The following is a 26165-nucleotide window of genomic DNA, read 5'->3' on the forward strand; positions in this document are numbered from 1 at the left end:
CAGGAGGTAAAAGTGTCAGATCCAGAACAGGTCAAGACTGCGACAGAGGCGCTTGACGACGTGCGCAGCGCGTGGATGTCACGCCAAGGTGTCATCTCGGTCGAAGTTGCACGGCGCTGGATCGACGGGGTCCCGACCGATGAGGTCGGGATTCGCGTTACCGTAAAAAAGGTATTGCCGCCCGAAGATGTTGCGGGGGGCGAAGTGTTTCCCAAAGATCTGAATGGCGTTCCTGTCGATCTTGTGGAAGGTACACCGCCCGTGCCTGAGAGCTAAGCAGTCTCTTCGCTCGCGGGTGTTCAGGCGAAAGTTCTTCTTGCAATTCGCGCCCAGCTTGTGAAGCTGTTGGCGTGTATGTGTGAGGGAGAAAAATGCGGTATTTTTGCGTGATGTTGTCGCTTGTCGGGCTGACGGGGTGTCTCGCGCCTCCGGTTCCAGAAGAACCCGAGTTCGAGCCCGAGCCTGTTCCCCTGTTCGAGCCGGAGAATCCCGGACCATGGTGTGGATATGCCACCCGCATTGGTTTGAACCCAGACACGCCCGCGTCCGAGAAAGAAGCGATCGAAGCCCTTGCGGCTGAGCGTGGCTGCTAGAGCGCACTTTGTGCCTTGGTCGCCGGTTCTGACTGCGCGCACAGTGCAACGTGGGTGCGGTCTGTCCCTGTCCGGCCGCCCTTGGCGTTACATTTGTGTTTTTCGCAAACCTTAACGGATTGTTACCGTGCCTCTGTAACCCATTGAAATTACTGGTGTGCAAACGTGTCCCAGCGTGGGACACGTCAAAAAAATGCCCCGGTGTTCTCACACCGAGGCAAAAACCGAACGATCGGCCAGGGAATAAATCGTTACCAGTCTGCGGGGCCTTTGTCCGCAAATGCGTGCACCAAAAAGTCGATGAACGCGCGCACCTTCGGCTGCGTAAAGCGGCCTGGAGGGTAAACAGCATAGATACCTTGGGTCTCAAGCGGCAGGTCCGGGATCGCATCTTCGATCAGACCCTTTTCGAGGGCCTCCGCATAAAGAAAGCTGGGCAGGTACGCGATGCCAAGGCCAGAAACGGCGGCATTCAGAAGGGATTGCCCGTCATTTACAGATAACCAGCCTGCCGTGCGCACCTGACGTTTTTCGCCTGATGGCGCGGTCAGTTTCCACATGTTGCCGGAGGACTGGTTGGAATAATGGAGCAGCTTGTGCTCGTTCAGATCGTCGATCTTTTCGGGGCGGCCATATTGTTCGAAATATTTGGGGCTCGCGATCATGCGTTTGGTCGTCTCAGTTAACTTGCGTGCACGCAAGGTGCTGTCTTCCAGCTCACCGATCCGCACGGCCATGTCGAACCCTTCTGAAATCAGTTCCACATAGCGGTTGTTCAGGACCATGTTGACCGTGATGTCCGGAAAGTCCGCGAGGAATTCGGACAGTCGCGGGGACAAGTGATTGACCCCAAAATCTGTCGCAACCGAGATACGCAGCAGACCAGACGGTGCCGATTGCATGGACGTCACCAGCGAATCCGCTTCGCCTGCATCATTCAGTACCCGGCGGGCGCGGTCGTAATAGGCCAGCCCAATCTCAGTCGGCGACACGCGCCGTGTCGTGCGATTCAAAAGACGGGCACCTAAACGGGCTTCCAGAGATGAAACATGTTTTGAGACAGCGGATTTAGAAATCCCCATCTTCTTGGCAGCATCCGTAAACCCGCCTTGGTCTACGACCATGGCGAAGGCTTCCATCTCGGTAAGGCGGTCCATGCCCGGCCCTTTCTTCTCAGTTCTTCGAGGATCGGGTATCGTGGCCAATCACGGCACAATCAGGGCGGGGATGGGATAATATCGGGGTAATTGCAGGAATCGTTCCGGGCATGGAAACGACGACGTTCGCTCAGGTGGCGATATCCTGCGCCCATTCCTGGAAGGTTTCAGCCTCTTGAGCGAGTGGTTCGCCGTCTTGCCCGCCGATCAGCAGGAAGCCGAAACCGGGCGTGTTCCAGCGCGCGACATCAAGGCCCTCGGCGGCCCCCATGCTGACACCTTTCGCATCCGGCCCCGCGGGGATGATGCACAGAGCCACGGGTGTGCCGTCATCGCGAAGGTAGGAAATCTGCACAAGCGGCTTGCCGTTGAAGCCCAAAAGCTGGGCCCGTTTAAACGTCAATCCTTCGGCCTCTGGCAGTGCGGCCAGATCAATGCCAATCCCCTCGGACACGGACGCCAGTTGCAGCGCAGCCTCTGCTGCAGTCGGGTTCACCTCTGTCAGCGTGGCGGTCGTGTAAAGCGTCTGGTAGCTGGCCACGAAACTGACCCAGCCGCGCGGCGCAGGTTCTGGAGCGCCAAAGCCCGTGAACAACGCAACGGCCAGCCCGGCGGCGATCCCGGTGCCAAAGGTTCCCAGACCCCACGCCCACTTGAGGGGAGCATTGGTGTTGGCCGGTTCCGGTTTTGCGACCTCCGGTGTTGGTAAAACTGGCATCGCCGGAGCATCGGCAAGCATCTGATCGAAGACCCCTGCAATAGCATCCATTGGTATTTCCAGACCCGCCATCCGATCTGCAAGGTCCGAATCTGTTTCAAGCGCTGCGGAGATATCAGCCATCAGCGCATCATCCGCCTCGCCGTCCAAAAAGGCGGTCAGATCCTCGTCACTAAAGGCGCGGGGCGTGCTCATTGCTGGCCTCCCTCAGGGTCGGCCATGATGGTGTTCAGCTTTTTGCGTGCGCCGGCCAGCCGGCTCATCACGGTACCCACGGGGATCTCCATTATCTCTGCCGCTTCCTTGTAGCTGAACCCCTCCACATAGACGAGCAGGACGGACTGCCGCTGGGCCTCGGGGAGGGCATTCACATGGGATAACACCTGACGCGCCAGAATATTCACTTCGGTGCCCGGAGAATTGTCAGCAAGGTCGATTTCCTCGACCGGCATAAGGCCGCCGCCCGTGCGCACCTTGCGCGAGCGCAGCTCGTTCAACCACACGCGTTGGCACATACGGAACATCCAGCGGTCCAGATGAGTCCCTACTTCGAATTGGTCGGCCTTATCCAGCGCGCGCAAGCAGGTTGTCTGGGCCAGATCATCACCCCAATCGCGCCGACCGGTCAGCGCAACAGAATAGCGCCACAGACGCGGATAGATCGCGCCCATGCCATCACGCACGGTTTGTTGAGCATGAGTGGAGATGAATTCAGTCCTTAACGCGCTACACTCTAAGCAACATCATTAAGCGGAGGAGGAAAGCAATGAAACCTTTAGTGATAGCACTCGGCGCGGGATTGCTCATGTCGACATCTCTTTGGGCGCAAGGTACGCTGGCACCCGAAAATGCCACGGTCTATTTCATTGGCCTTGAGGATGGCGATACGGTTTCATCTCCCGTGACTGTCGTTTTCGGTCTTGCAGGCATGGGCGTCGCACCTGCCGGTACTGAGAAAGAAAACACCGGCCACCACCACCTGTTGCTGAACCGTCCGCCGATTGGAGAGGGTGAAGAAGGCGCGGAAGAGTTGGAATACGGTCTGCCCGCCGATGACAATCATATCCACTTCGGCGGTGGGCAAACACAAACAACATTAGATTTGCCCGCAGGCACCCACACGATGCAGCTTGTTCTTGGGGACCTGAACCACATTCCGCACTCGCCGCCTGTGGCGAGCGAAGTGATCACTATAACCGTGGAATGATACAGGTGTGATGCCCTTCTGATAGGGTATCACATTGCCAACCACAGTTGTCTGGCGGTCGCCTACAAGGTCGCTGCCAAACGCGTACCCTGATCGATTGCGCGTTTTGCGTCCAGTTCAGCGGCAACATCCGCGCCGCCAATAATGTGATGAGAAATGCCTGCGGCTTCCAAGGCATCCGCAAGGGTCCGATCTGGCACTTGGCCTGCGCAGAGGATGATATCATCTGCCTCGATCAGGGTTGGGTTTTCGCGCGCCTCACCAAACGATACGTGCAGCCCTGCTTCGTCGATCTTTTCATAGTTCACTCCGCCCACGAACTGCACATCTTTCATGTTGAGTGCGGCGCGGTGAATCCAACCTGTTGTTTTGCCCAATCGCCGCCCGTGCTTTTCTGCCTTGCGCTGCAGCAACGTGACCGCCCGCGCGGGTGCGTCGGGCTTTGGTCCCTCTGGGGCGAGGCCGCCACGGTTCACGGCAGGATCACTGACCCCCCATTCAACCATCCACTCGGGCAGGTTCTCGGTCGGGCTGTCGCCTTCGTGCACAAGGAATTCGGAGACATCGAACCCAATACCGCCCGCACCTATCACAGCTACGCGCTTTCCCGGTTGGCTGCGTTTTTTGAGCACGTCGATATAGGAGTGCACGTTCGCGCTGTCTTGGCCGGGGATGCCCGGGTCGCGTGGCAAGACACCTGTGGCGATGATTACCTCATCAAAGGTGCTCAGCATGTCCGGTGTAGCTTCGGTGTTGAGAAGCACCTTGATGCCCAATTCTGCGACCATGGTGCGGTACCAGTCGACGAGACCCCAGAACTCTTCTTTGCCCGGCACCTGTTTGGCCATGTTCAATTGTCCGCCGATCTCATCTGAGCGGTCAATGAGAGTGACGCTGTGCCCACGTTCTGCGGCAGCCATGGCGGCTGACAGGCCCGCAGGGCCCGCGCCAACGATGGCAATGGACTTGGTGACTTGTGCTGGCGTGACCACCAGCTCCGTTTCTGCGCAGGCACGCGGGTTCACAAGACACGAACTCAACTTACCTGAAAAAGTGTGATCAAGGCATGCCTGATTGCAGGCAATGCAGGGTGCGATCTGGTCCGCTTTTCCGTTCATCGCTTTGGCCACGAAATGAGCATCGGCAAGCATTGGGCGGGCCATTGACACCATGTCGGCACAGCCCGTGGCCAGCACGTCTTCGGCCACGTCAGGTGTGTTGATGCGGTTTGAGGTGATCACGGGGATGCTGACCTGACCCATCAGCTTTTTCGTGACCCATGCAAAGGCCGCACGTGGGACGGACGTGGCGATTGTTGGAATGCGGGCCTCGTGCCATCCGATGCCGGTGTTAATGATCGTCGCGCCTGCTGCCTCAACAGCCTTGGCCAGTTGGACAACCTCATCAAAGGTCGACCCGTTCGGCACCAGATCGATCATGGACAGACGGTAAACGATGATGAAATCTGAACCGACCGCTTCGCGGGCGCGGCGCACCACCTCGACGGGCAGGCGCATCCGGTTCTCATATGATCCGCCCCAGCGGTCCGTGCGCTTGTTTGTGTGGGTCACAAGGAACTGGTTTAGGAAATATCCCTCGGAGCCCATGATCTCGACCCCGTCATAGCCCGCCTGCTTGGCGCGCACAGCCGTCGCCACGATGTCGCTGATCTGCTTTTCGATGCCTTCTTCGTCAAGTTCTGCCGGTGGGAAGGGAGAGATCGGGGATTTCACAGCTGAGGGGGCTACACATTTTGGTCCATAGGCGTAGCGGCCCGCATGCAGGATCTGCATCGCAATCTTGCCGCCTGCGTCATGTACCCGTTGCGTGACCAAAGAGTGGTTTTCGATGTCTGCGTCCGTTGTCATCATCGCCGCACCGGGCAGTACGGACCCTTCAAGGTTGGGGCCGATGCCGCCCGTGACCATCAACCCAACCTCGCCGCGCGCGCGTTCGGCATAAAATTCGGCCACGCGGTTCCAGTCCTTGGTTTCTTCAAGGCCGGTGTGCATCGACCCCATCAACACGCGGTTTTTCAGCGTGGTAAAGCCAAGGTCGAGCGGGGCGAGCAGGTGGGGATACTGGTTCATTTTCGTCCTCCCAAACGAGTTAGGTCTTGGTCTCTTGTAAGATACGCGCAATGTCACGTGCAACGCGGCGTCATGAGGGTGTGAGATGGTTGAAATCAGGCAGATATACAGTGGTGAGGAAAAAGTGCTTGGCCATGTGATGTGGAACGCAATCCACTCAGAAGCGAGCCTTTACTCCGAGGCGCAGCGAAAAGCATGGCTGGCCGCTCCGTCCGAAGGGCCTGCATGGATTCGCAAGCTTGAAGCGCAGAAGGTTTGGGTGGCAGTTGTTGGCGCGTCGCCCGTGGGTTTTGTGACGCTGGCGACTGGTGGGTACATCGACCTCGCCTTCGTCCGTTCTGAGGCGCAAGGGCAAGGGGTGTTTTCGGCCCTGCTTGTGGCGCTTGAGGAGACAGCCCGGGCGCGCAAGCACCCTCGCCTTTGGACCCATGCCAGCCTGATGGCAGAGCCCGCTTTCGCCGCGCGCGGCTTTCATGTTACGCGTCGTGAAACGGTGATGCGTGCCGACCAGACGTTGGCCCGCGCAGAGATGGAAAAGGTGCTGACATGACCCCCGAAGAGATCGCCAAACTGCCCTATCGCCGCAATGTTGGCGTGATGGTGATCAACGGGGACGGTCACGTCTGGGTTGGCCAGCGCAATGATCGCTACAAAGATGCCTGGCAGATGCCCCAAGGGGGCATCGACAAGGGCGAAGACGCACGCGCGGCCGCCTTGCGCGAGTTGGAAGAAGAAACAGGGATCACGCCCGATCTGGTCGAGGTGGTCGCTGAATCGGACGGTTATATTCCTTATGAACTGCCCCACGACCTGATCCCAAAACTTTGGAAGGGTAGATATCGCGGGCAAGAGCAGAAGTGGTTCTTGTTGCGCTTTGCCGGTGCGGACACACAGGTGAACATCGAAACGGATCACCCGGAGTTTTCTGCGTGGCGTTGGATGCCGCCCGCCGAGCTACCCGACGCCATCGTGCCGTTCAAACGTGACGTCTATGTTACTGTGCTTGAGGTCTTTGCTGATCATCTCTGAGGGCTGACGTGCTCGGTGGTATTGCATAGCATGGCTCATGACCGCACTTCTGATCATGGAAGCGCGGGCCTAGTCCGGCTCCGGGACAAAGGGAGGTTATGAATGCGGTTTCTGGTTCTTATTTTAGGCGTACTGCCTTTGCCTGCTTTTGCTCTGTCTTGTATGCCGTTTGGAGTAAGCGATGCTTATCTGGAAGCTGCCGCAGCCGAGGAAAGCTATGTCCCGGTTTTGGGCAACCTCAGCTTTGATCCCGCGCTTGTCCCGCAGGTCGACTGGAACAATCAGGCCAACGTGCCTCAGACAACACTGATCCCGGCGACCTTTGAGGGCGATGCCCTGAACGTGCGTGGTGTCGCGCAGCCCTTTTCGACAGATGTCGTACTTGAGATCGGATGTGCTGGCCCGTGGTGCCCATCGCCGACGCCGGGCCGTAGCCTTGCCTTCTTACGCAAGACCTCACACAGCTATGTGCTTGTTGTGGGTGCGTGTAACGGCTTCTTGTTTGGGGATCCGAGCGAAGAGCAGGTCAAACAGGTCAGAGATTGTCTGGCCGGACGGCAGTGCCAACCTTCGATCCCTCGCTAAGCTTTGGGGTCGCCCTTGGGCTCGATAATGGGCACATGTGGGGCGAGCGCCCGGTCGTAGCCATGATAAATGCGCGGGTCTTCGGCCACTTCGATTTTTTGCATGATCGGTGTGAAACCTGACCGGCGATAAAACGGCAACGCTTGCTGGCTGTCGATGGTGCAGGTGTGCACATGCAAACGGGTGATCGGCGCGGCAAAGGCATGTTCGACCGCGCGGTCCATCAAGTACGCTCCGGCGCCTGTGCCAATCAGGTTGGAAGTCAGGCCGAAATAGGCCAGTTCGCATTCCCCCTCTTGGCGGAAATCCAGTTCCAGCAGCGCTTCTGGCACTCCGTCCTTCATGAAGGTGAAATACCGAGTGCCCGGATCGTCGAGGATAGTAACGAGGTCTGCATCCGGAAGCAGGTTGCGCCCATACCACAGCCAATCATCACCCACGCGTCGATAGAGTTTGCGATAGGATGCAACATTTGGGCTCATTTCTTCGAAGGTAAGCCCGTCTGGGAGTTGAGCACCGCGCAAGTGCGGCGTGCGCATTTCCAGATATGTGACTACCATCGCCACCTTGCCCGATGGGATGTCGTGAAAACCGTCCGTCAGCATTTATTCCAATCCGGCCGCGGCGAATTGTTGTTTCATGTCCATCTGTGGACGTGGGCCGATATGACTGATGACTTCTGCGGCGCACAGGTTGCCCATGCGGCCACAAGTTGCCAGATCGCGCCCCGTTGCGATGCCGTAGATGAACCCGGCGGCGAACTGATCGCCTGCGCCTGTTGCATCGACAGGGGTGACCGTTTCAACCGGAATGTCGTGTCGTTCGCCCCGTCCCATGATGGTCACACCGTCGCCTGATCGTGTGCAGACCATAAGGTCGATCATGTCTTTGGTTTTGGCCATTGCCGCCTCAAGATCGTCCGTTTCGAACAGCGACATGATCTCGTGTTCGTTTCCGATGACGTAGTCCAACTCGTTGCCAATCATGTCGAGGAAGTCGGCGCGGTGCCGGTCCACGCAGAACGGATCAGAAATGGCGATTCCGGATTTGCCACCCGCTGCACGGGTCAGGCGGGAGGCTTGGCGGAACGCCTCTTTGCCCTTGTCCTTGTCAAAGAGGTAGCCTTCCAGAAACATGAGTTCAGATTGGGAGGCCACTTCGTCCGGAACGTCCTCGGGGCCAAGCTCGGTCGAAATGCCCAGATAGGTGTTCATCGAACGCTCACCATCCGGCGAGACAAAAATCATGGAACGCGATGTGGGCAGTTCGCCGCCGGGAACAGGCGCATTCACGAAATCAGTTCCGCTGTCCTGCATAGACTTTGCGTAAAACTGACCCAAGGCATCGTCATGCACGCGTCCGATAAAGGCCGTGGGCAATCCGAGCGCGCCGACGCCTGCAATCGTGTTGGCAACAGCGCCACCCGGTGTCTGCAACCGGTCATTCATTGCCCCGTACAAGACTTCACCACGCTCGCGTTCGATCAACTGCATGATCCCTTTCTCGATCCCCATAAGGTCCAGAAAGGAATCGTCGGCGTGGGCAATCACATCGACAACAGCGTTGCCGATACCGGCCAGGGTGTATTTGGTCATTCGGTTTTTTCCTCAAAAGGGCAGAGATCGCGGATCAGGCAGGCCCCGCATTTGGGCTTGCGCGCCACGCATGTATAGCGTCCGTGCAGGATCATCCAGTGATGCGCGTGCAGCTGGAAGTCGGCCGGGATATTGTCTTCAATGGCACGCTCGACCGCGTCTACAGTCTTACCCGGCGCGATGCCGGTGCGGTTGCCAAGGCGGAAGATGTGGGTGTCGACGGCTTGGGCCGGGTGATGCCACCACATGTTCAGAACCACATTGGCTGTCTTTCGGCCTACTCCCGGCAGGGATTGCAAGGCGGCACGGGAATTGGGAACCACACCGCCGTAATCGTCCACAAGGATCTGGCTCAGCTTGATCACGTTCTTTGCCTTTTGCCGGAAGAGGCCGATGGTCTTGATATGCTCTGTCACCCCCTCAAGGCCGAGGTCGAGCATTTTTTGCGGCGTATCAGCGATTTGGAACAGGGCGCGGGTGGCCTTGTTCACGCCTGCATCTGTGGCTTGAGCGGATAGGGCGACCGCCACGACAAGGGTGTAGACGTTCACATGCACCAGCTCGCCCTTGGGTTCGGGATCAGAGGTCTGGAACCGGGTAAAGATTTCGCGGATCGTGTGGTAGTCGAGTTGCTTGGCCATGGTGCGAGGTATGGGCACTTTTACCCGCTTGGGCAAGGTTCGGTTGCGGGGCGGTTAGACCTGTTAGGTTCGCACTTCCCGTCAGCGCGGCGAACTCAGCCTCTGAGCCGAAGCAGACATGTGTAGAACGCAGCAGAGGTCAAAAAGCCCGAAGCGGACACTAAAATCGTTCAATCCGTTCGTTCCATGTCATTCAGTTCAAAACTACTGTCAAGCAAACTAGGTTCCGGACCATAAAACCGCGCGAGAAGGAAAAAACGACGTTCTGGATTGGTTGGAAGCCAGTTGCTTTCTTTTCCTTCCGGTGCCTTTGGCCCGAAGAAAATATCAACGGACCCGTCGTCGTTCTTAACGACACTCGCCATGTTAGAATCGATAGTGCTTGGCTCAATGTCTCGAAGGTATGAGGCCGTTTCCAGATCGTATGTCGTGATCGACCAGAAATCGCGAACGGGAACATTGGCAGGTACGGTGATTTTGTAGTTGCGGTTGCCATCGAGCCACTCTCCATCTGGAGTCTCGGCCAAATCGAGGTAATAGGTTGCAGTCCCGTAATTCTTAACACTTGTTATGATCGCGTAATAAAGCGCGCCGCGCGCCACATAGTCGTAGTATGAAGGGTATTCATAGCTCCATTCTGTTTCTCGCGATCCATCGGGAACAAGCGCTGACCACTTCTTCCCTTCGAACACAAATGGATTGAGCACACGGTGGTACTGGTCAATCATGTATTCGAGTGCTTCAGGACCAGCTACATCATAAATAGCCTGCAATTTTGCATCGGGTTCAAAAGGGTCGTTACGCTTGATTCCGATACGTGCAAGCGCACCCATCATGGCAAGATCGCGATCCAACACCACTTCTTCGCCTATCATCTCGTGGATGTGACCATAGATTTCACCATCCATCTTAGGCGTCATTTCCAGCGGCACGCCGTAGACATCAACATATTTTGTTGCGGCCTCCTCTCCAGCCTCTGACAGCGGATACACCTTGATTTGTTTAGTCAATGCAGTGGCCCTCGCAAGGTTTTCTTCGGTCGGACCTCCGGCGATAATCGGCCGGAGCACAGCAAAGCCGAAGTTGGTTTCCTGCTCATAGACCAAGGCATTCCTGAGCAGCGGACCATCATAATTTGGCGGCACCAACAGGTATTTTGCCCCAAGGCCTCTGTCGCGCCCTTTTGAGCCCACATCGTCAAGTGGGCGCTGCCATGCATCCATTACGGTACCAAAGATGCCAATCCCTTCGATTGATGCAGGCATTTCGAACACAACTGGCCCGTCTTTGATGTTCCAATACGCATGAATATAGGGCGTCGTATTGTTCGGCGTAGCGGTTTGGAAGCGCCAATCTTGAACCTTCGAATTGTAACCAATGTCATTCGGTCCGACACCGGCCCGAGCGAGAGCATCGATGTAGAATTTGAAGTTCATCAAAGGCATGGCCCAGACAGCAGCATCAACTGCGCGATGATAGGTCATGCGGTCCGCAGTGCTCGCGTTCGATGGGTCAAAATCCTCTGCCTGACCGGCAGTCGCGACGATCACCCCCAAAACCAATGCCTTGATGGCACCTAAACTCTTCCTCCAGCCCATAACGAAACTCCTTCTGGAACAAATTTCTGATTCTGAATTGCGCTTGCCAAGACTATAAACAGAATCTGATTATTTGCACTTGATCGGTCGCGCGATGAAAGACTGCTCCGTCCCGCAAAGCCGCTCTTCAACCTTTCTGAACAAACACAACCGCCCGCTGTGTTAACCACGTAATTTCGCCGAAAAGTGAACAGAGCGGTGCACAGGCTGTGCATGTGTTGTGTACAGGTTGTGACGCCCCAAACCCCTATTTTTATGGCCGTAACACCTCGTTTCGCGCGCCCCTGCAATGGCCACCGACCGTTGCGTGATCCGGCTCGCCGAAGGTTCGAAATTCCTCTCAAGACCGAAAAGGGTCGGGTCTGGCGCAATGCACATGTCATCTGCGTCCCGGACTATTACAGCAGGAAACGGGTCGCGTGTGATATCACCTTCGCCTATCTTCGCTCCATGGAACAGACACACATCTCCGACGCCGACACTGGCTACCACTTCAACGTCATGCGCCGTGCGATCGACTTGATCGATGGTGCGGATGATCGTTTGAGCCTTGATGCACTGGCGGGTGAAATGGGCATGAGCCCCGCGCATTTTCAGCGCATCTTTTCCCGCTGGGTGGGCGTCTCGCCTAAGCGTTATCAACAGTATCTGACACTCGGTCATGCAAAGGCGCTGTTGGCCGAACGCTTTACAACGCTTGAGGCCGCACATGAGGCGGGTCTGAGCGGGTCGGGGCGGTTGCACGATCTGTTCTTACGGTGGGAGGCAATGAGCCCGGGTGAGTTTGCCAAGGGCGGCGCGGGCCTGACCATCTATTGGGGGTGGTTTGACAGCCCCTTTGGTTTGGCGCTGGTCATGGGCACGGACAAAGGGATTTGTGGCCTCGGGTTCGCCGCCGAGATGGGCGAAGATTGGGCCATGCATGACCTTGTGCGCCGTTGGCCGCATGCCGATTTTGTCGAAGACCCGATGCGTCTGCGCCCTTGGGTTCTGGGTGCTTTTGGGGCCGAAGATGCCGAACTAAAGCAAGCGCCTTTGTACCTGATTGGGGCTCCGTTTCAGATCAAGGTATGGGAGGCGTTGCTGCAAATCCCATCTGGGCACGTGACCACCTATTCCGAGATTGCAGACAGCATTGGCAATCCGCGGGCTGTTCGTGCTGTAGGCACTGCGGTTGGGCGAAATCCAGTGAGTTGGTTGATCCCTTGTCATCGGGCGTTGCGCAAATCCGGTGGTCTTGGTGGCTACCATTGGGGCCTGCCGGTCAAGCGTGCGCTGCTCGCCTATGAATCTGCGCGCGTAGAGGCGTAATCGGCCTATTCGTGTGCGCATTTGCACGAAAAATAGGTGCGCGAGATGCCGCTTATTTGAAATTCCCCCTATTTGTGGGAACGCCCCATGCTTATCTTGTGCCCATCATAAGGTGCCCCGCCCGAACGGGGCCCGCTTCGAAGGCAGTAGGATAAAACCATGAACAGAATTCACCTTTCCATCGCCCTGAGCGCCGTTGTTGCGCTGGGCGCGTGTACCGACCCCGCAGCTCTTGGAACCGTTGGCCCAAACGGAGAGCCGATCAACGAAAAGCGCAACACAGGGGCCGCCATTGGCGCAGCGTCTGGCGCGGTGATCGGCGCTATCGCCGGAGGCACCGATACCGCGCTTGCAGGCGCTGTTGTTGGCGGTCTCGTTGGCGGTGCCATTGGCTATGACCTTGATCAGCAAGAGGCAGAGTTGCGCCGTGATCTGGACAGCGGCGTGACGATCACCAACACAGGCGACCGACTTATCGTGTCTTTCCCCGAAGCGATCTTGTTTGACTCTGGAAGCTTTACCGTCCGTCCGGGACTGAATGACGATATGTATGCCCTCAGTCAGAGCCTCGATCGCTATCCACAATCCACCATCCAGATTGTGGGTCATACGGATTCTGACGGCGACGCGGCATCAAACCAGCAACTCAGCGAACGGCGCGCAAATGCGGTCGCAGATGTCCTGCTGAACCAGGGCGTGCCGTTCAACCGCGTGCGCACTTTTGGGCGTGGCGAAAGCCAGCCCATCGCGTCGAACTTTACCCCCGAAGGGAAAGCACAGAACCGCCGGGTCGAGATTGTGATCCTGCCCAACGCTTAAGCGTTCATCCGGATGTGAGTTAGAGAGGCCCGGTAAACCGAACCGGGCCTCTTGCTTTGCGAAGTGGCCGGGTCATCTTTTTGAGCAAGCATAGGAGAGAGAATATGAGCACCCCGACCCTGCTGGGCATATCCGGCTCACTGCGTGCAGACGCGACCAATCGAAAGTTGCTCCGCGAGGCCGCACGCTTGTTTGGTCCGTGCACCTATGTTGAGGCGGATTTGCGGATGCCCCTCTATGACGGTGATCTGGAAGAGGCGGAAGGCATACCCCAAGCCGCTGTCACATTGTCGGAGCAGATTGCGACGGCCGATGCGGTGATAATGTCCACGCCCGAGTATAACAAAGGTCCGTCAGGTGTATTGAAGAATGCGCTGGATTGGGTCAGCCGGACCAAAGGCGGTCCTTGGGCAGGCAAGCCGGTTGCAGTGATGTCCTCGGCGGCCGGCCGGGCCGGTGGTGAGCGCGCCCAACTGATCTTGCGCACCTATATGGTGCCCTTTCGTCCTCGCCTGTTGCCCGGGCCAGAGATTCATCTGGCCGCCGCAAGCAACCAGTTTGACGAAGCCGGGCAGTTGACCGGAGAGATGTACATCAAGGACCTGACCGCCTTGATGGAGAACCTCAAAGCAGAGATCGTGCGTTAATCCTTTTGCTTTGGCCCGGTTCAAGATTTGACTGTTCCTTGCCCGCACCATTGCCCATGATCGAAAGATGCAGCCGGATAATACTCTGACGCAAAGCGATGTGATGGACCCTGCGCGTGCGCAGGCGATGCAGGTGGCTTTGGGGCATGCGCCCACACTTGTAGCTGGCGATGCTCTGCCACCGTTTTTTCACCAACTCTATTTCTGGACACCTTTGCCCAGCTCTCAGTTTGGGCGGGATGGCCATCCCAAGGTTGGTGGGGTGATTCCGGATATGGGCCTGCCGCGACGGATGTGGGCGGGGGGACGGTTGAAGTTCGATGCACCATTGCGCCTTGGGGCAGAGGCGCGCCGCGTGTCGGTGTGTGAAGCCGCCAACCGCAAGGAGGGGCGCACCGGCCCGCTGGCCTTTGTCACCTTGCGCCATGAGGTGTGGCAGGCCGATACGCTTTGCCTGACCGAATGGCAGGACCTCGTCTATCGCAAAGACCCGGACCCAAATGCGCCGCGCCCGATTGTCCGGGATGCCGAGGTAGATGAAGAGGCGGCAGAGACGGTGCATTTCGATGCGACCCTGCTCTTTCGCTATTCGGCGCTGACGTTCAATGGCCACCGCATTCACTATGATCAGCCCTATGCGCGCGAGGTTGAGGGTTACGACGGGTTGGTTGTTCATGGGCCTTTGTTGGCGCAACATTTGATGCTGATGGCCGAGCGCGACCTGGGACCGCTGGGTGCTTTTTCGTTCCGAGCCACGGCACCTTTGATGCATCACGAGACTGCAACTCTGTGTCGCAAGGGGCGTGAATTTTGGGTGCGGGGGCCTGATGGTCGGTTGTGTATGACGGCCAGCGCCTAAAGCGAGGCGGCGACTTCGAACCCCTGCGGTATCGTATTTCGCCCTTCAAGGATCAGGTCAGCCATCACATGTGCAACTTTCGGGGCCATTCCAAACCCTATCTTGAACCCGCCGTTGGCGATGAAATGCCCGGGGCGGTCGGGCCATGCCCCCAACATCGGCGCGCGGCTTCGGCTGCGGGGGCGTAGCCCTGCCCAGCGGGCCAGCACGGGGGCATCAGCCAAGGCAGGGACGGCGGCCCGCGCCCGCGCAATGATGTCGTCAAGCTGTGCGTCCGTTCTGGCAGGATCGCCATAGTCCCGCTCGGTCGTGGAACCGATGGCTGTGGTGCCATCCGCGTGCGGGATGATGTGCAGCGTGTCGGCAAAAAGTTGGGGGGCGTCTGGGCGGGCAAAGCCCAGCAGAGCGGCCTGCCCTTTGATCCCTGCACCAACCAGTCGCGAATGGTTGGCATTGAGCGCCTCAAGTCCTGCGACCCCAGTCGCGTGCACGGTAAGGGGTGTTTCAGGTCCATCTTCTACCACCTCGACACCCCGTTCTTGCAGGGCGGCGGCGAGGGCTGCACAGGCTTGTTTCGGGTGAATGCGCCCGCTGAGCGTGTCGTGAATTTCAAGACCAGTTGCGCTGGGTGCGCACCATTCCTGGTTCTCAATTGGACGCACCTGCCAGTGCGCGGCCTCTCCCCACAACGTCTTGGCGGTGTCCTCGCGCGCACTGGCCAATGCGAGGGCTGCTACGTCTGCGATGGGCTGCACGCGGCCAGAGCGGGCGTATCCCGCGGACAGGCCTCCGGCCTCTTCGACCTGTTGCCAAAAGGCGGCCGCCATTAAAAGACTTTCCAGTTGGAATTGCTTTTTGGGGTTCCAGTTTTCTGGCACGTGCGGGGCAAGCGCCCCGACGATGCCACCGCTGGCCCCAGCCCCAATACCATACGGGTCGATCACCTGCACCTTTGCCCCGCGCTGCGTCAAAACCCACGCGATGGAGAGCCCAAAAACCCCAGCCCCGTGCACTGTGATCTTGTCCGTTGCCAAGGCCTGATCCTTCCGCCAATGTCACGCTGCTTTGAATGCCCTCCTTACAAGGACTTATAATGCAGGACCAGCAGGCAGAACTGGAATGGCGCGACGGTGGCGTCCCTGTTTCCGTGCGCTTTGACGATCCGTATTTCAGTCTGGACAACGGGTTGGCAGAGACACGCCATGTGTTTGTCGACGGGAACGATCTGCCTGCGCGCTTTGTTGACGGGTTTGCCATCGCAGAGCTTGGGTTCGGCACGGGTCTGAACTTTTTGACCACATGGGCTGCGTGGCGGGCTGCTGGGGTGCCGGGCGCTTTCCACTTCACCAGTTTTGAAGCCTACCCGATGGCGCCTGCGGATATGGCTGCGGCTCATGCGGCCTTTCCTGATCTTGCCCCATTGGCTCTGGCTTTGGTCGACTCTCTGGGCGCGGATGGCCGTGCGACGTTCGAAAATGCCACCTTGGAGGTGATTGGAGGCGATGTCCGCGAGACGTTACCCGGCTGGCAGGGGCAGGCAGATGCGTGGTTTCTGGACGGCTTTTCCCCGGCCAAGAACCCCGAGATGTGGGGGCCTGATTTGATGGCAGACGTGGCCCGGCATACCCGCCCACAAGGCACAGCGGCGACCTATACCGCAGCCGGGTTCGTCCGCCGGGGGTTGGAGGCGGCGGGCTTTGATGTGACCCGCGCGCCCGGCTTTGGTCGCAAGCGGCACATGACCCGCGCGGTGTTAAGATGAGCGCAGGCAACAACACCCGCCTTGGCATCGCCTTCATGATCGCGACCTCTATCGTCTTTGCCGGGCAAGACGGAATTTCGCGCCATTTGGCCGGGGAATACAACGTCTACATGGTCGTGATGATCCGCTATTGGTTCTTTGCGGCCTTTGTCATCACCATAGCCAGCCGGAAGGCAGGGGGGATCGTGGCGGCGGCCCGCACCAAGCGGCCCGTGATCCAGATGACGCGTGGTGCGCTGCTGGCGGCAGAGATTTGTGTGATGGTGACAGGGTTCACCATTCTAGGGCTGGTCGAGAGCCACGCGGTGTTTGCCGCCTATCCGCTCTTGGTGGCCGCTTTGTCTGGCCCGATCCTTGGGGAACGCGTCGGCTGGAGGCGTTGGGCGGCAATCGGGGTCGGCTTTGTTGGGGTTCTCTTTATTATCAAACCGGGCCTTGGCGTGTTCAATCCGGCGGCCATTATCCCTCTGGTCGCGGCCATAATGTTTGCCACCTACGGGCTGCTGACCCGCTATGTCGCCCGGGATGATACGACGGCCACCAGCTTTTTCTGGACGGGGACGGTGGGCGCTGTGGGTATGACAGCCGTAGGACTGTGGTTTTGGGAGCCGATGACGAGCACTGACTGGATTTGGATGGGGGCACTTTGTATCACTGGTTCGCTTGGCCACTGGTTGCTGATCCGCTGTTACGAAGTGGCCGAAGCGAGTGCGGTGCAGCCATTCGCCTATTTCCAAATGGTATTTGCCGCGGGCGTAGGCATCACGGTGTTCGGTGAGGCGTTGCAGATCAACGTCTTAATCGGTGCGCTGATCGTTGTGGGCGCGGGCCTATTCACCCTTTGGCGCGAACGAAAGCAAAGTTGAACCGGTGATCTCTTTGCTAAAGGGAACCGGCAGCGCGTCCTTACCCAGCCGTGCGCGGTAGATCGGCAGGCTTTCGGTGACGCGCATCACGTAGTTGCGCGTTTCGCGAAATGGGATGTGTTCGATCCAGTCGATCATGTCGAATTCTTCGGTTCCGATGCGTGGGTCGCCAAATCGTTCGATCCAGTTGATCGGTCGGCTTGGCCCTGCATTGTAAGCGGCGGACATCAGTATCACGTTGCCATCGAAACGGGCGGCCAGTTGCGACAGGAACGCGGCCCCAAGTTCGGCGTTGTAAACAGGATCTGAAGTCAGTCTGTCCGTGGAGTGTCCATCGCTGCGCCCCAGAGACGCGGCGACCTCGCGTCCTGTGGCGGGCATGATCTGCATGAGACCGCGCGCGCCGACCCCCGATTGTACGACCGGGTCAAATTCGCTTTCACGCCGGGCGATCGCGAGATTCATTTCTGCGGCCATAGGCAGATCGGCCTCGGCCAGTGGGTGAAGGGGGTAATAGGGCGCGTGCAGGGTGCGTCCCGTCCGTGCCACACGTTTGCCGATCATCACAGCGATATGGGGCTGCCCCACATCAATGGCCGCTTGACCCAACTGTCCGGCCTGTTCGCGACCGAGGTCTTCGGCAAGGTGGGTCCAGAACCTCTCTGCCAGGGTAATCTCGCCCGAGGCTTGCAGCAGCAGCCCTGCCTCAAACAGATCGCGCGCCGCAAGCTCCGAGCTACGCCAATCGGGGAAGGCTTCGGACCCGTCGAGATACGGATCTTGTGGCAGCTTGCCCCGTTCGGCGGCGAGCAATCCGTAAAAGGACGTTTGGTAAAGGGCGCCGTCTGCGTAGGAAGACAGGGCGGAATCGGCGTTCCCCATCGCTTCATGAGCGCGCCCGAGCCAGTACCCGGCACGGCCCTGTGAAATTGGTGATTTCGTTGCATCGCTGTGCGCCTGAAAATGGCCCAAGGCCAGTTCCGGGTCGTTCAGTTTGCGCAAGGCGATGTAGCCAGACAGCCATTCCAGATCAGCAAAGTGCGATCCTTCGGTCAGAAAGTGCTGTGATGCGAGTTGATAGGCGAGGGTCGCGTCTCCGTCCCGCATCTCGTCGCGCGCAAGGGCACGGCGACGGTTCGACCATTTTTCGGGGCGGCCAAGTGTTTCGGCTGAGGCCGAGCTTTCCAGAAGCAGCGCCTTGGCATCCGCCCACCGCCCCTTGCGAACGCGCCATTCGAAACGGTCATGGGTCAGGCCGGGATCACTTTGGAGGGCCTTTGGCACGGCCTCGATCAACGCATCGACGGCACCCGAGCGGGCCTGAAGCGCGAAACGTGCGCGGGCCAAAGCGACCTCTCCTTCGGGGATCAGATTGTACATGCGCTCGGCTGGGCCACGCAGGCCGTCCCAAACCATCGCTGCGGCGCGTGCACTGTGGTGTGGCGCCAACAAATCGCCGTAACGTGCCAGATAGCGCGCATGGACGCTGTCCGACATCGACAAGGTGCGCCAGGCGAGAACGACACTGGCCTCTGCCTCGCCCGAATTGCCGGCTTGAGTTTGCGCTTCGGCGTAATCAAGAATGCCTTGGGGGCTTTGGGGGGGTGACACGCTATAAAACGCGCGCACTGCGTCTGCCCCGGCAGCAGCTACGGCGGGTTCGGCGCGGCGGCGCAGTGCCGGCATGCCCGGCCAGTCAGGACGGCGGGCAAGAAAGGCTTCGACCTCAGCGTATGTTCCGCGCCCTGCGCGCAACCTGTGCCATTCGATCACGTCTGCGGCCACCGGCCCGTCACGAGCGGCTAGCGTCGCTGCGACGTCCCAATTTCCGTTCCGCATCGCATCCATCGCCCAGCCCAGAGGGCGTGGGCGTTCAGCTGATGCGACCGCAACACTTAGGAAAAGCGCGATCAGGGTGCCTGCAATCCGGCTCATCTCTTGCAATTTCCTTAACTGCATGGCTAGAGGCTGTAAGCTTATCCTTGGTTGGTCACGTTTCAACAGAACTTTCCGGGATTGGCTGAATTTAATCCCGGGCCATTTGCCGGCCAAACGACAATAAAGGAGCGTCGACATGCTGAAAGGTTCTATACCTGCCCTCGTCACGCCGTTTCGTAACGGCGCTTTGGATCTGGAGACGCTCAAGAAGCTGGTCGAGTGGCATATCGAACAGGGCAGCCACGGGTTGGCCCCCGTTGGCACCACAGGCGAAAGCCCGACGTTAAGCCATGAAGAGCATGAAACCGTGATTGAAACAGTTGTGCAAACTGTTGCGGGCCGGATTCCGGTGGTTGCCGGAGCGGGGTCAAACAACACCGCCGAAGCGATCCGCTTTGTCCAGTTCGCCAAAAAGGTTGGGGCGGATGCGGCTTTGGTCGTGACCCCATACTACAACAAGCCTACTCAGCGCGGATTGATTGCGCACTATACGGCATTGCATGAGTGTGCTGACCTGCCGATTGTTATCTACAACATTCCGCCACGCTCTGTGATTGACATGAGCCCGGCCACGATGGGTCAGTTGGCCAAGCTACCCAATATCGTGGGTGTAAAGGATGCGACAGGTGATCTGGCGCGGGTCTGTGACCAGCGGATGTCGTGCGGCCCCGATTTCATCCAGTTGTCTGGTGAGGATGCGACTGCCCACGGGTTCAACGCCCAAGGCGGGACGGGCTGTATCACGGTCACAGGCAACGTGGCCCCGAATTTGCTGAGCCGGATGCAAGAGGCCTGCCTTGCCGGTGACTACGCGACTGCGCTGGAGATACAGGACAAGGTGATGCCACTGCACAAGGCGGTGTTCACTGAGCCCGGTCTGTGTGGCGTCAAATACGCCATGTCACGCTTGGGTCTGTGTTCAGACGAAGTGCGTTTGCCATTGACCACCTTGACGGATGAGACCAAGGCGCTGGTCGATGCAGGGCTGGCCCACGCCGGTTTGCTCTAAAAACAAGGCGGACCACTGGTCCGCCTTACCCTACCGTTTCCCGTAATAGAGCCCGACCACATGTTCGGCTTCTGCAAAGAACAGCCATCTTGATGCCAATGCACCTGCCACGTGGCTTGCCACGGCGAGCGCGGCCAGAAAATGCGAAAACGGCGGAAGCAGGAACAGGATCGGTATCCCGGCCATCAACACGATGGAGATAATCCGTACTTTCTGGCTGTGTTTACGCCCCACCGTGAATGCAAACTCCTTGAGCAGGTAGTTCGTGCCTGTGTGAGGCGGTTCGAATGCGCGCACGTCGCCGCGCGGTCCGAGTCCGGTTGCCGTGGCCAACGTCGTGCCAGAGCGTGCAAAGGCGCCATCACCCTGCATCCAAAGGGAAATCTGGGTCGCACTGGCAATCAGCAGCAGGATAATTGCCCATGGTTCTTGCCCGGACAGCAAAGCTCCGGCGGCGAGCGAGTAGCTGAGGAACATCACCGGTGTCAGGGGGGAATTCCAGCGCGGGATGGTTTTAAGCTGTGTGTAGATCATCGACGTGGTGAACACGGTCAGCACTGAAAAGGCCGCGCCGATCAGCCCCAAGAGCTCCCAACGTTGGTCAAAGAATACAAGGCCCGCACCGTAAAGTGCCATGGTGAGGAGCGCGATAACCGCGCACCATCCTTCGCGGCTAAGCCACGATGAACGCCATTGCGTAAACGCCTTCAGTGCGCGCTCAGGATGGCCGAGGTGGAAGGTCGACGAGATCAGACCGCCCACTGCCGCCAGATAAGCGATGAAGAAGAACGCGAAGGCTGTGAAGCCTGTGACGCCCGGATAACCGAGGCCGAGGAACGTCAGCAAACCAAAGCCGACCCCTGAAAACACGGTAAAGAATATGACGGAAGGCGCCGGATGCATCAGATTTTCTCCAGCGTTTTGTCGAGCCAGCCGAGGAAGCCCTTGGCCTCTTGCGCGACGGGTTCGAGGTAAGGGGCCAAAATATCGATATCGCCCTCTGGGACTGCCAATGTGTCTTTAGGCCGAGGTGGCAGGTATTTGTTCACAGGTTTGGTCCCTTGCTCGGGCATCAGGTTCATGCCGCCGCGCTCAGCTGACAGCTTGGATACGTTACTGTCCGGGTCGGCAAAGTCGCCAAAGTGGCGTGCACCAGAAGGACACGTTCGCACACAAGCGGGTTCACGGTCTTCCTCGGGCAGGTTTTCGTTATAGATGCGGTCCACGCAAAGCGTGCATTTCTTCATCACCTTTTCAACGGCGTCCATTTCACGTGCACCGTAAGGGCAGGCCCAAGCGCATAGGCCGCAACCGATGCAGTCGCTTTCATTGACCAAAACGATCCCATCTTCGACCCGCTTGTAGCTGGCCCCTGTGGGACAGACCGTGACGCAAGGCGCGTCTTCGCAATGAAGACAAGACTTGGGGAAGTGGATCAACTGCGCCTCGCCTTGCGCAGGCTGAACTTCGTAGCTGTGCACGCGGTTGAGGAAAGTGCCGGATGGGTTGGCCCCGTAGGCATCCGTATCGGACAGAGCCGCGCCATAGTTTTCAGTGTTCCAGCCTTTGCACGAGATCACGCAGGCGTGGCAGCCGACGCAAGTGTCTAGGTCGATGACGAGCCCGAGTTTCTTCTGGGTGGAGGTGGGAAGTGTTGTCATGTCATGCGCCCCGCGTGTGGTGAGGACAGGACTGGGGCGCTGCCCCAGACCCCGGGATTTTTTGAATCAGAGAAGTGGGACGCATGTTGAGTCGGTTGCGCCGTAAGGCCGCCGATCGGTGCTGCTTTGCTGCTGTCCCAATTGGCGATGAAGTAGATGAAAGAGCCTAAGGCGAGCGTCACAAAAGCCGCGATGGCAAGCAGTGTGCGTTGGATTGGTGTCATTTGCCGACCTTCCAGACAAGATCGCCGGGGTCATTGCCCACGGGCGACTCGATTGGCGGCAGACTGGGTTGGGATTCGGATTGCGGATCGGCTTTTTCAATCCGCACCTTCAGGTCGAACCACGCCGCCTGTCCTGTGATCGGGTCAGAGTTGGCCCACCGCAGCCCGTCCCCTTTGGGCGGCAGCAATTCGTGGATCAGGTGGTTGAGAAGGAAGCCTTTGGTGGCTTCGGGCGCGTTTTCATCAAGCGCCCACGCGCCTTTTCGTTTGCCGATCGCGTTCCAGGTCCACACCGTGTTTTCATTGAGCGCAGCCATTTCCAACACCGGCACTGTTATTTCACCGTGCGGAGAAGTGACCCGCGCCCAATCCCCGTCGACCAGATCATTTTCACGCATAAGCTTGGTCGGCAGATAGAGCGGATTGTGTCCGTGCAACTGGCGCAACCACGCATTTTGGCTGCCCCAAGAGTGATACATAGCCATCGGACGCTGGGTCAGCGCGGTGATTGGGTATTCCTCGCTCTTGTTGTCCGGGGCGGGGTCGTACCACATTGGCAGTGGATCCATCGCGTGTTTGATACGGTCGCGCAGATGATCGGGGGGCTGTCGGTCTCCGTGCCCTTCGGCGGCCAGTTGGAAGCGGCGCATCGGTTCGACATAGAGCGAGAACAGGTAGGGTTGCGGGCTATCAAACAGGCCCATGCCGACGGCCCAGTCCTGATAGTCGACGTTCCATGGCTTATAGTAGTTCGCGCCCTCTGGGATGTGTTCGACAAAGAAGCCGCCATTCTTGATGTAGCTGTCAAGCTGGCCTTCGTTCACACCACCACGCCCGTTGGTCAGGCCCTTTTCGCCCATGCGCCAACCTGCGAGCGGGCCTATGCCGGGTTTGCGTTCATGGTTGACGATATAGTCGGCGTAATCAGCGTATTTCTGGCTGCCGTCGTCGTTCGTAAAGGCGGGCAGACCCAGCTTGGCACCCAATTCGCACAGAACAGACTGGAACCCGCGCACGTCACGGTCTGGTTCGATCACCGGCCAGCGGATGGCGTCGGCTGCAGCGTCCGCCTCGCAAATGGGGCGATCGAGCAGCGAGATACAATCGTGCCGTTCCAGGTACGTCGTGTCGGGCAGGATCAGGTCGGCATAGGCAACCATTTCTGAACTATACGCATCCGAATAGATGATGCGTGGGATGACGTATTCGCCATCCTCAGTCTTGTCCGTCAGCATCTTCATGACGCCGCCGGTGTTCATGGACGAGTTCCACGACATGTTGGCCATGTACATGAACAGCGTGTCGATCTTGTAAGGATCACCCGCGTAGGCGTTCGAGATCACCATATGCATCAGGCCATGGGACGACATCGGGTTTTCCCAGCTGAATGCCTTATCGATGCGGGCGGGCGTTCCGTCTTCTTTCAGCGCCAGATCGTCGGGGCCATGGGTGAAACCAAGGTGAGGGCCATCAAGCGGGCTGTCGGGCGTGACTTTGCAGTGCGGCTTTGGGTGTGCGGTGGCCGGTTTGGGGTAGGGCGGTTTGAAGCGGAAGCCGCCCGGCACTTCGACGCTACCTAGTATGATTTGAAGCACGTGCAGAGCGCGACACGTCTGGAACCCATTGGCGTGGGCCGAGATTCCGCGCATCGCATGGAAAGAGACCGGACGACCTTGCATGGTTTTGTGCGTTTCACCGCGGAAGTCGGTCCACTCCTGATCGAGTTCAAACGCTTCGTCAAAGGCGACGCGGGCGATTTCACCTGCAAGCGTGCGGATGCGTTTGGCAGAAATTCCAACCTTTTCGGCCACGGTCTCAGGGGCGTATTCGTCTGTGAGATAGCGTTCTGCCATGTGCTGCATAACAGTGCGGTGGCTTATGCCAGCATGCCGGTGTGTGGCGGCGAGATCGGGTTTGACCCCTTTTTGATCGAAGGGCGCCAGTTTGCCTGTGGCGCGGTCGATCACCAGTTCCTTGCCGTCGTCATCGCGCAGCAGCAAACCAAAATCCGAAGACTTTTCATCGCCATTTACCAAACAGGGGGCGTTGGTGAATTGCGCCAGATAGTTCAAGTCGATCTTGCCCGCCTTCATCAGGCAATGCACGAGAGACAGGATGAACAGCCCGTCGGTGCCGGGTGTGATCCCGACCCAATCATCAGCCACAGCGTTGTAGCCGGTGCGGATTGGGTTCACGCCGACAACACGAGCGCCGCGCGCCTTGATCTTGCCAATGCCCATCTTGATCGGGTTCGAATCATGATCTTCGGCGACACCAAACAGCATGAACAGTTTGGTGTGGTCCCAATCGGGTTGGCCGAATTCCCAGAACGCGCCGCCCATGGTGTAGATGCCAGCCGCTGCCATGTTGACCGAGCAGAATCCACCGTGCGCGGCGTAGTTCGGGGTGCCAAAGCTTTGAGCCCAAAGGCTGGTAAAGGACTGGGATTGGTCGCGCCCTGTGAAAAAGGCCAGCTTTTCCGGGTTGTCCTTACGAATGGGCTCCAACCAGTCGGCGGCGATTTGCAATGCCTCGTCCCAGCTGATCTCTTCAAACGCGCCAGAGCCGCGTGGCCCGACCCGTTTGAGGGGTGCCTTGAGGCGCGAAGGTGCGTTGACCTGCATGATGCCTGCAGACCCTTTCGCGCACAACACACCCTTATTCACGGGATGATCGCGGTTGCCCTCGATATAGGCGACTTTGCCAGATTTGAGGTGCACGTTAATGCCACAGCGGCAGGCGCACATGTAACAGGTGGTTTTGCGCACCTCGTCAGACACTTTTGGCGACAGATCAAGTTTGGGCTGGTTCATGTGCGCTCCTTGAGGGCTGCGGCTTGCAGTGCTGTGACGGCGATCATGTGTACCACGTCATCCGCCGTACACCCACGTGACAGGTCATTGGCAGGCTTGGCAAGTCCTTGCAGGATCGGGCCGATTGCCGCACAGCCGCCAACGCGTTGCGCGATTTTGTAGCCGATGTTGCCTGCGTCGAGGTTGGGAAAAATCATAACGTTGGCGTGGCCCGCGACATCCGAGCCCTTGGCCTTGCTGGCGCCCACGTCAGGGTCAAAGGCGGCGTCGAATTGGAGTTCGCCGTCTGACGCTATGTCGGGATGTTGCTCACGTAGCAACTTAGCGGCGTCAGCCACCTTGGTTACGGCTGGGTGACGCGCGCTGCCTTGCGTTGAAAAGGACAACATCGCGACCTTTGGTGTGGCGCCGAGCAGGGCGGCGAACGATCCGGCGGACTGAGCCGCTATGGCGGCCAGTTCTTCGCTGTTTGGGTCGATGACCAACCCGCTGTCAGAGAAAATCATGGCATCGCACCCAGATGCGTGCCCCTCCGGCAGAACCATAAGGAAAAAACTGGAAACAAGGGCTGCGTCCTTGGCCTTGCCGATCACTTGCAGTGCGGCACGTACAGTGTCGGACGTGGTGGCAACGGCCCCGCCGACGGTTCCGTCCGCATGGCCCAAACGCACCAGCATGGCGGCAAAGACCATCGGGTCGCGTGCTTGCTTTTGAGCTGTCTCAGGCGTGACGCCCTTGTGCTTGCGCAGTTCGAGATACGTATCAGCCACAGCCGTCGTGAGGGGGGATGTCGCCGGATCGGCGATGTGCAACGCCTCGGAAGGCGCGGCGCCGATGGCGGCGAGTTGTTCCGTGACGGTTGCTGTGTCCCCGACCAGAGTGACTTGCCCAAGGCCTGCATCGACTGCACGGACCGCAGCCGAAACAATGCGCGGGTCGAACCCCTCGCTTAGGACGATATGCGCGGGCTGGGCCGCCGCGCGACGCTGGAGGGTTTCCAGCACGCTCATGCGGCCCAGCCTGTTGGTTTTATGATTGCCACG

The 26165-nt window shown here is 58.6% G+C and carries 27 protein-coding genes; 13 read left to right on the forward strand and 14 right to left on the reverse strand.

Annotated elements, in window-relative coordinates:
• The first annotated feature begins 12 nt into the window (after positions 1 to 12).
• Together DHN60_RS03755 and DHN60_RS03760 are read left to right on the forward strand one after the other, a co-directional pair.
• The gene (locus tag DHN60_RS03755; RefSeq protein WP_108835960.1) at positions 13 to 276 is read left to right on the forward strand and encodes a hypothetical protein; all 264 of its coding nucleotides are present in this window, start codon (positions 13 to 15) and stop codon (positions 274 to 276) included.
• Between the two features lie 95 nt (positions 277 to 371).
• The gene (locus tag DHN60_RS03760; protein WP_108835961.1) at positions 372 to 593 is read left to right on the forward strand and encodes a hypothetical protein; all 222 of its coding nucleotides are present in this window, start codon (positions 372 to 374) and stop codon (positions 591 to 593) included.
• A 251-nt stretch (positions 594 to 844) separates the two neighbouring features.
• On the opposite strand, the gene DHN60_RS03765 is transcribed toward DHN60_RS03760, so the two are convergent.
• The 3 genes from DHN60_RS03765 to DHN60_RS03775 all read right to left on the reverse strand — a co-directional run bounded on the left by DHN60_RS03765 (position 845) and on the right by DHN60_RS03775 (position 3151).
• On the reverse strand, positions 845 to 1750 hold the full coding sequence (locus tag DHN60_RS03765) for a LysR family transcriptional regulator (protein ID WP_108835962.1): 906 nt from the start codon (positions 1748 to 1750) through the stop codon (positions 845 to 847).
• Between the two features lie 130 nt (positions 1751 to 1880).
• Entirely contained in the window at positions 1881 to 2663 is a 783-nt protein-coding gene (locus DHN60_RS03770; RefSeq protein WP_108835963.1) for an anti-sigma factor, read from the reverse strand.
• A complete protein-coding gene (locus tag DHN60_RS03775) occupies positions 2660 to 3151 on the reverse strand; it encodes an RNA polymerase sigma factor (protein WP_234423512.1) in 492 nt (163 codons plus the stop codon). Before DHN60_RS03775 ends, DHN60_RS03770 begins: the two co-directional genes overlap by 4 nt.
• An 83-nt stretch (positions 3152 to 3234) precedes the next feature.
• Between DHN60_RS03775 and DHN60_RS03780 the strand changes: the two genes are divergently transcribed.
• Positions 3235 to 3675, forward strand: coding sequence for a DUF4399 domain-containing protein (locus DHN60_RS03780; protein ID WP_108835965.1), 441 nt, complete (start codon positions 3235 to 3237; stop codon positions 3673 to 3675).
• Positions 3676 to 3737: 62 nt separating this feature from the next.
• Here the strand turns inward: DHN60_RS03780 and DHN60_RS03785 are convergent, their stop codons facing one another.
• Positions 3738 to 5765, reverse strand: coding sequence for an NADPH-dependent 2,4-dienoyl-CoA reductase (locus DHN60_RS03785; protein WP_108835966.1), 2028 nt, complete (start codon positions 5763 to 5765; stop codon positions 3738 to 3740).
• A gap of 85 nt (positions 5766 to 5850) precedes the next feature.
• Here DHN60_RS03785 and DHN60_RS03790 point away from each other — a divergent pair, with 85 nt between their 5' ends.
• The 3 genes from DHN60_RS03790 (at position 5851) to DHN60_RS03800 (ending at position 7379) form a co-directional block, all read left to right on the forward strand.
• Complete coding sequence (locus tag DHN60_RS03790) at positions 5851 to 6315, forward strand: GNAT family N-acetyltransferase (protein ID WP_108835967.1); 465 nt, start codon at positions 5851 to 5853, stop codon at positions 6313 to 6315.
• Entirely contained in the window at positions 6312 to 6794 is a 483-nt protein-coding gene (locus tag DHN60_RS03795) for an RNA pyrophosphohydrolase (RefSeq protein ID WP_108835968.1), read from the forward strand. The genes DHN60_RS03790 and DHN60_RS03795 overlap by 4 nt, the downstream gene beginning before the upstream one ends.
• 102 nt (positions 6795 to 6896) lie before the next feature.
• Positions 6897 to 7379, forward strand: a complete 483-nt coding sequence (locus tag DHN60_RS03800; protein ID WP_159089103.1) for a hypothetical protein — start codon at positions 6897 to 6899, stop codon at positions 7377 to 7379.
• Here the strand turns inward: DHN60_RS03800 and DHN60_RS03805 are convergent.
• The 4 genes from DHN60_RS03805 to DHN60_RS03820 form a co-directional block, all read right to left on the reverse strand.
• On the reverse strand, positions 7376 to 7984 hold the full coding sequence (locus DHN60_RS03805) for a GNAT family N-acetyltransferase (protein WP_108835970.1): 609 nt from the start codon (positions 7982 to 7984) through the stop codon (positions 7376 to 7378). The two genes, DHN60_RS03800 and DHN60_RS03805, sit on opposite strands and share 4 nt — an antisense overlap.
• Positions 7985 to 8974 carry an adenosine kinase gene (locus tag DHN60_RS03810; RefSeq protein ID WP_108835971.1) on the reverse strand — a complete coding sequence of 330 codons (990 nt, stop codon included), beginning with the start codon at positions 8972 to 8974 and terminating at the stop codon, positions 7985 to 7987.
• The gene (nth, locus tag DHN60_RS03815) at positions 8971 to 9615 is read right to left on the reverse strand and encodes an endonuclease III (RefSeq protein ID WP_108835972.1); all 645 of its coding nucleotides are present in this window, start codon (positions 9613 to 9615) and stop codon (positions 8971 to 8973) included. Before nth ends, DHN60_RS03810 begins: the two co-directional genes overlap by 4 nt.
• Before the next feature lie 170 nt (positions 9616 to 9785).
• The gene (locus DHN60_RS03820) at positions 9786 to 11213 is read right to left on the reverse strand and encodes a DUF1214 domain-containing protein (protein ID WP_108835973.1); all 1428 of its coding nucleotides are present in this window, start codon (positions 11211 to 11213) and stop codon (positions 9786 to 9788) included.
• A gap of 450 nt (positions 11214 to 11663) precedes the next feature.
• Between DHN60_RS03820 and DHN60_RS03825 the strand changes: the two genes are divergently transcribed.
• The 4 genes from DHN60_RS03825 to DHN60_RS03840 all read left to right on the forward strand — a co-directional run bounded on the left by DHN60_RS03825 (position 11664) and on the right by DHN60_RS03840 (position 14849).
• A complete protein-coding gene (locus tag DHN60_RS03825) occupies positions 11664 to 12524 on the forward strand; it encodes a bifunctional helix-turn-helix domain-containing protein/methylated-DNA--[protein]-cysteine S-methyltransferase (RefSeq protein WP_108835974.1) in 861 nt (286 codons plus the stop codon).
• Between the two features lie 159 nt (positions 12525 to 12683).
• Positions 12684 to 13343, forward strand: coding sequence for an OmpA family protein (locus DHN60_RS03830; RefSeq protein WP_108835975.1), 660 nt, complete (start codon positions 12684 to 12686; stop codon positions 13341 to 13343).
• 104 nt (positions 13344 to 13447) lie between these two features.
• Entirely contained in the window at positions 13448 to 13990 is a 543-nt protein-coding gene (locus DHN60_RS03835) for an NADPH-dependent FMN reductase (protein ID WP_108835976.1), read from the forward strand.
• Between the two features lie 67 nt (positions 13991 to 14057).
• The gene (locus DHN60_RS03840) at positions 14058 to 14849 is read left to right on the forward strand and encodes an acyl dehydratase (protein ID WP_108835977.1); all 792 of its coding nucleotides are present in this window, start codon (positions 14058 to 14060) and stop codon (positions 14847 to 14849) included.
• Here DHN60_RS03840 and DHN60_RS03845 read toward each other — a convergent pair.
• Positions 14846 to 15883 (reverse strand): FAD-binding oxidoreductase, encoded by a 1038-nt coding sequence (locus tag DHN60_RS03845; protein WP_108835978.1) that lies wholly within the window; start codon positions 15881 to 15883, stop codon positions 14846 to 14848. The two genes, DHN60_RS03840 and DHN60_RS03845, sit on opposite strands and share 4 nt — an antisense overlap.
• Positions 15884 to 15942: 59 nt before the next feature.
• On the opposite strand from DHN60_RS03845, the gene mnmD reads away from it, so the two are divergent.
• Positions 15943 to 16611 carry a tRNA (5-methylaminomethyl-2-thiouridine)(34)-methyltransferase MnmD gene (mnmD, locus tag DHN60_RS03850; protein ID WP_108835979.1) on the forward strand — a complete coding sequence of 223 codons (669 nt, stop codon included), beginning with the start codon at positions 15943 to 15945 and terminating at the stop codon, positions 16609 to 16611.
• Positions 16608 to 17477 carry a DMT family transporter gene (locus tag DHN60_RS03855; RefSeq protein WP_108835980.1) on the forward strand — a complete coding sequence of 290 codons (870 nt, stop codon included), beginning with the start codon at positions 16608 to 16610 and terminating at the stop codon, positions 17475 to 17477. The genes mnmD and DHN60_RS03855 overlap by 4 nt, the downstream gene beginning before the upstream one ends.
• Here DHN60_RS03855 and DHN60_RS03860 read toward each other — a convergent pair.
• The gene (locus DHN60_RS03860; protein ID WP_234423513.1) at positions 17442 to 19436 is read right to left on the reverse strand and encodes a lytic transglycosylase domain-containing protein; all 1995 of its coding nucleotides are present in this window, start codon (positions 19434 to 19436) and stop codon (positions 17442 to 17444) included. The genes DHN60_RS03855 and DHN60_RS03860 overlap by 36 nt on opposite strands.
• Positions 19437 to 19551: 115 nt before the next feature.
• Here DHN60_RS03860 and dapA point away from each other — a divergent pair, with 115 nt between their 5' ends.
• Positions 19552 to 20424 (forward strand): 4-hydroxy-tetrahydrodipicolinate synthase, encoded by an 873-nt coding sequence (gene dapA / locus DHN60_RS03865; RefSeq protein ID WP_108835982.1) that lies wholly within the window; start codon positions 19552 to 19554, stop codon positions 20422 to 20424.
• A 30-nt stretch (positions 20425 to 20454) separates the two neighbouring features.
• On the opposite strand, the gene DHN60_RS03870 is transcribed toward dapA, so the two are convergent.
• The 4 genes from DHN60_RS03870 to pta form a co-directional block, all read right to left on the reverse strand.
• Positions 20455 to 21327 carry a DmsC/YnfH family molybdoenzyme membrane anchor subunit gene (locus DHN60_RS03870; RefSeq protein ID WP_108835983.1) on the reverse strand — a complete coding sequence of 291 codons (873 nt, stop codon included), beginning with the start codon at positions 21325 to 21327 and terminating at the stop codon, positions 20455 to 20457.
• Complete coding sequence (locus DHN60_RS03875) at positions 21327 to 22085, reverse strand: 4Fe-4S dicluster domain-containing protein (RefSeq protein WP_108835984.1); 759 nt, start codon at positions 22083 to 22085, stop codon at positions 21327 to 21329. The genes DHN60_RS03870 and DHN60_RS03875 overlap by 1 nt, the downstream gene beginning before the upstream one ends.
• A 220-nt stretch (positions 22086 to 22305) precedes the next feature.
• Positions 22306 to 25122: a molybdopterin oxidoreductase family protein gene (locus tag DHN60_RS03885; RefSeq protein ID WP_108835986.1), complete on the reverse strand. Its 2817-nt coding sequence runs from the start codon at positions 25120 to 25122 to the stop codon at positions 22306 to 22308.
• Positions 25119 to 26132: a phosphate acetyltransferase gene (gene pta / locus DHN60_RS03890; protein ID WP_108835987.1), complete on the reverse strand. Its 1014-nt coding sequence runs from the start codon at positions 26130 to 26132 to the stop codon at positions 25119 to 25121. The genes DHN60_RS03885 and pta overlap by 4 nt, the downstream gene beginning before the upstream one ends.
• Positions 26133 to 26165 lie beyond the last annotated feature (33 nt).

The sequence above is a fragment of the Tateyamaria sp. Alg231-49 genome (assembly GCF_900143535.1).
Taxonomy (GTDB): domain Bacteria; phylum Pseudomonadota; class Alphaproteobacteria; order Rhodobacterales; family Rhodobacteraceae; genus Tateyamaria.

Coding starts and splice junctions, on each gene's coding strand:
- DHN60_RS03830 (WP_108835975.1), top strand. CDS start 12,684: ATGAACAGAATTCACCTTTCCATCGCCCTGAGCGCCGTTGTTGCGCTG.
- DHN60_RS03765 (WP_108835962.1), bottom strand. CDS start 1,750: ATGGACCGCCTTACCGAGATGGAAGCCTTCGCCATGGTCGTAGACCAA.
- DHN60_RS03780 (WP_108835965.1), top strand. CDS start 3,235: ATGAAACCTTTAGTGATAGCACTCGGCGCGGGATTGCTCATGTCGACA.
- DHN60_RS03810 (WP_108835971.1), bottom strand. CDS start 8,974: ATGACCAAATACACCCTGGCCGGTATCGGCAACGCTGTTGTCGATGTG.
- mnmD (WP_108835979.1), top strand. CDS start 15,943: ATGCAGGACCAGCAGGCAGAACTGGAATGGCGCGACGGTGGCGTCCCT.
- dapA (WP_108835982.1), top strand. CDS start 19,552: ATGCTGAAAGGTTCTATACCTGCCCTCGTCACGCCGTTTCGTAACGGC.
- nth (WP_108835972.1), bottom strand. CDS start 9,615: ATGGCCAAGCAACTCGACTACCACACGATCCGCGAAATCTTTACCCGG.
- DHN60_RS03840 (WP_108835977.1), top strand. CDS start 14,058: ATGCAGCCGGATAATACTCTGACGCAAAGCGATGTGATGGACCCTGCG.
- DHN60_RS03785 (WP_108835966.1), bottom strand. CDS start 5,765: ATGAACCAGTATCCCCACCTGCTCGCCCCGCTCGACCTTGGCTTTACC.
- DHN60_RS03800 (WP_159089103.1), top strand. CDS start 6,897: ATGCGGTTTCTGGTTCTTATTTTAGGCGTACTGCCTTTGCCTGCTTTT.
- DHN60_RS03875 (WP_108835984.1), bottom strand. CDS start 22,085: ATGACAACACTTCCCACCTCCACCCAGAAGAAACTCGGGCTCGTCATC.
- DHN60_RS03855 (WP_108835980.1), top strand. CDS start 16,608: ATGAGCGCAGGCAACAACACCCGCCTTGGCATCGCCTTCATGATCGCG.
- DHN60_RS03885 (WP_108835986.1), bottom strand. CDS start 25,122: ATGAACCAGCCCAAACTTGATCTGTCGCCAAAAGTGTCTGACGAGGTG.
- DHN60_RS03835 (WP_108835976.1), top strand. CDS start 13,448: ATGAGCACCCCGACCCTGCTGGGCATATCCGGCTCACTGCGTGCAGAC.
- DHN60_RS03770 (WP_108835963.1), bottom strand. CDS start 2,663: ATGAGCACGCCCCGCGCCTTTAGTGACGAGGATCTGACCGCCTTTTTG.
- DHN60_RS03805 (WP_108835970.1), bottom strand. CDS start 7,984: ATGCTGACGGACGGTTTTCACGACATCCCATCGGGCAAGGTGGCGATG.
- DHN60_RS03795 (WP_108835968.1), top strand. CDS start 6,312: ATGACCCCCGAAGAGATCGCCAAACTGCCCTATCGCCGCAATGTTGGC.
- DHN60_RS03820 (WP_108835973.1), bottom strand. CDS start 11,213: ATGGGCTGGAGGAAGAGTTTAGGTGCCATCAAGGCATTGGTTTTGGGG.
- DHN60_RS03825 (WP_108835974.1), top strand. CDS start 11,664: ATGGAACAGACACACATCTCCGACGCCGACACTGGCTACCACTTCAAC.
- DHN60_RS03760 (WP_108835961.1), top strand. CDS start 372: ATGCGGTATTTTTGCGTGATGTTGTCGCTTGTCGGGCTGACGGGGTGT.
- DHN60_RS03870 (WP_108835983.1), bottom strand. CDS start 21,327: ATGCATCCGGCGCCTTCCGTCATATTCTTTACCGTGTTTTCAGGGGTC.
- DHN60_RS03790 (WP_108835967.1), top strand. CDS start 5,851: ATGGTTGAAATCAGGCAGATATACAGTGGTGAGGAAAAAGTGCTTGGC.
- pta (WP_108835987.1), bottom strand. CDS start 26,132: ATGAGCGTGCTGGAAACCCTCCAGCGTCGCGCGGCGGCCCAGCCCGCG.
- DHN60_RS03860 (WP_234423513.1), bottom strand. CDS start 19,436: ATGCAGTTAAGGAAATTGCAAGAGATGAGCCGGATTGCAGGCACCCTG.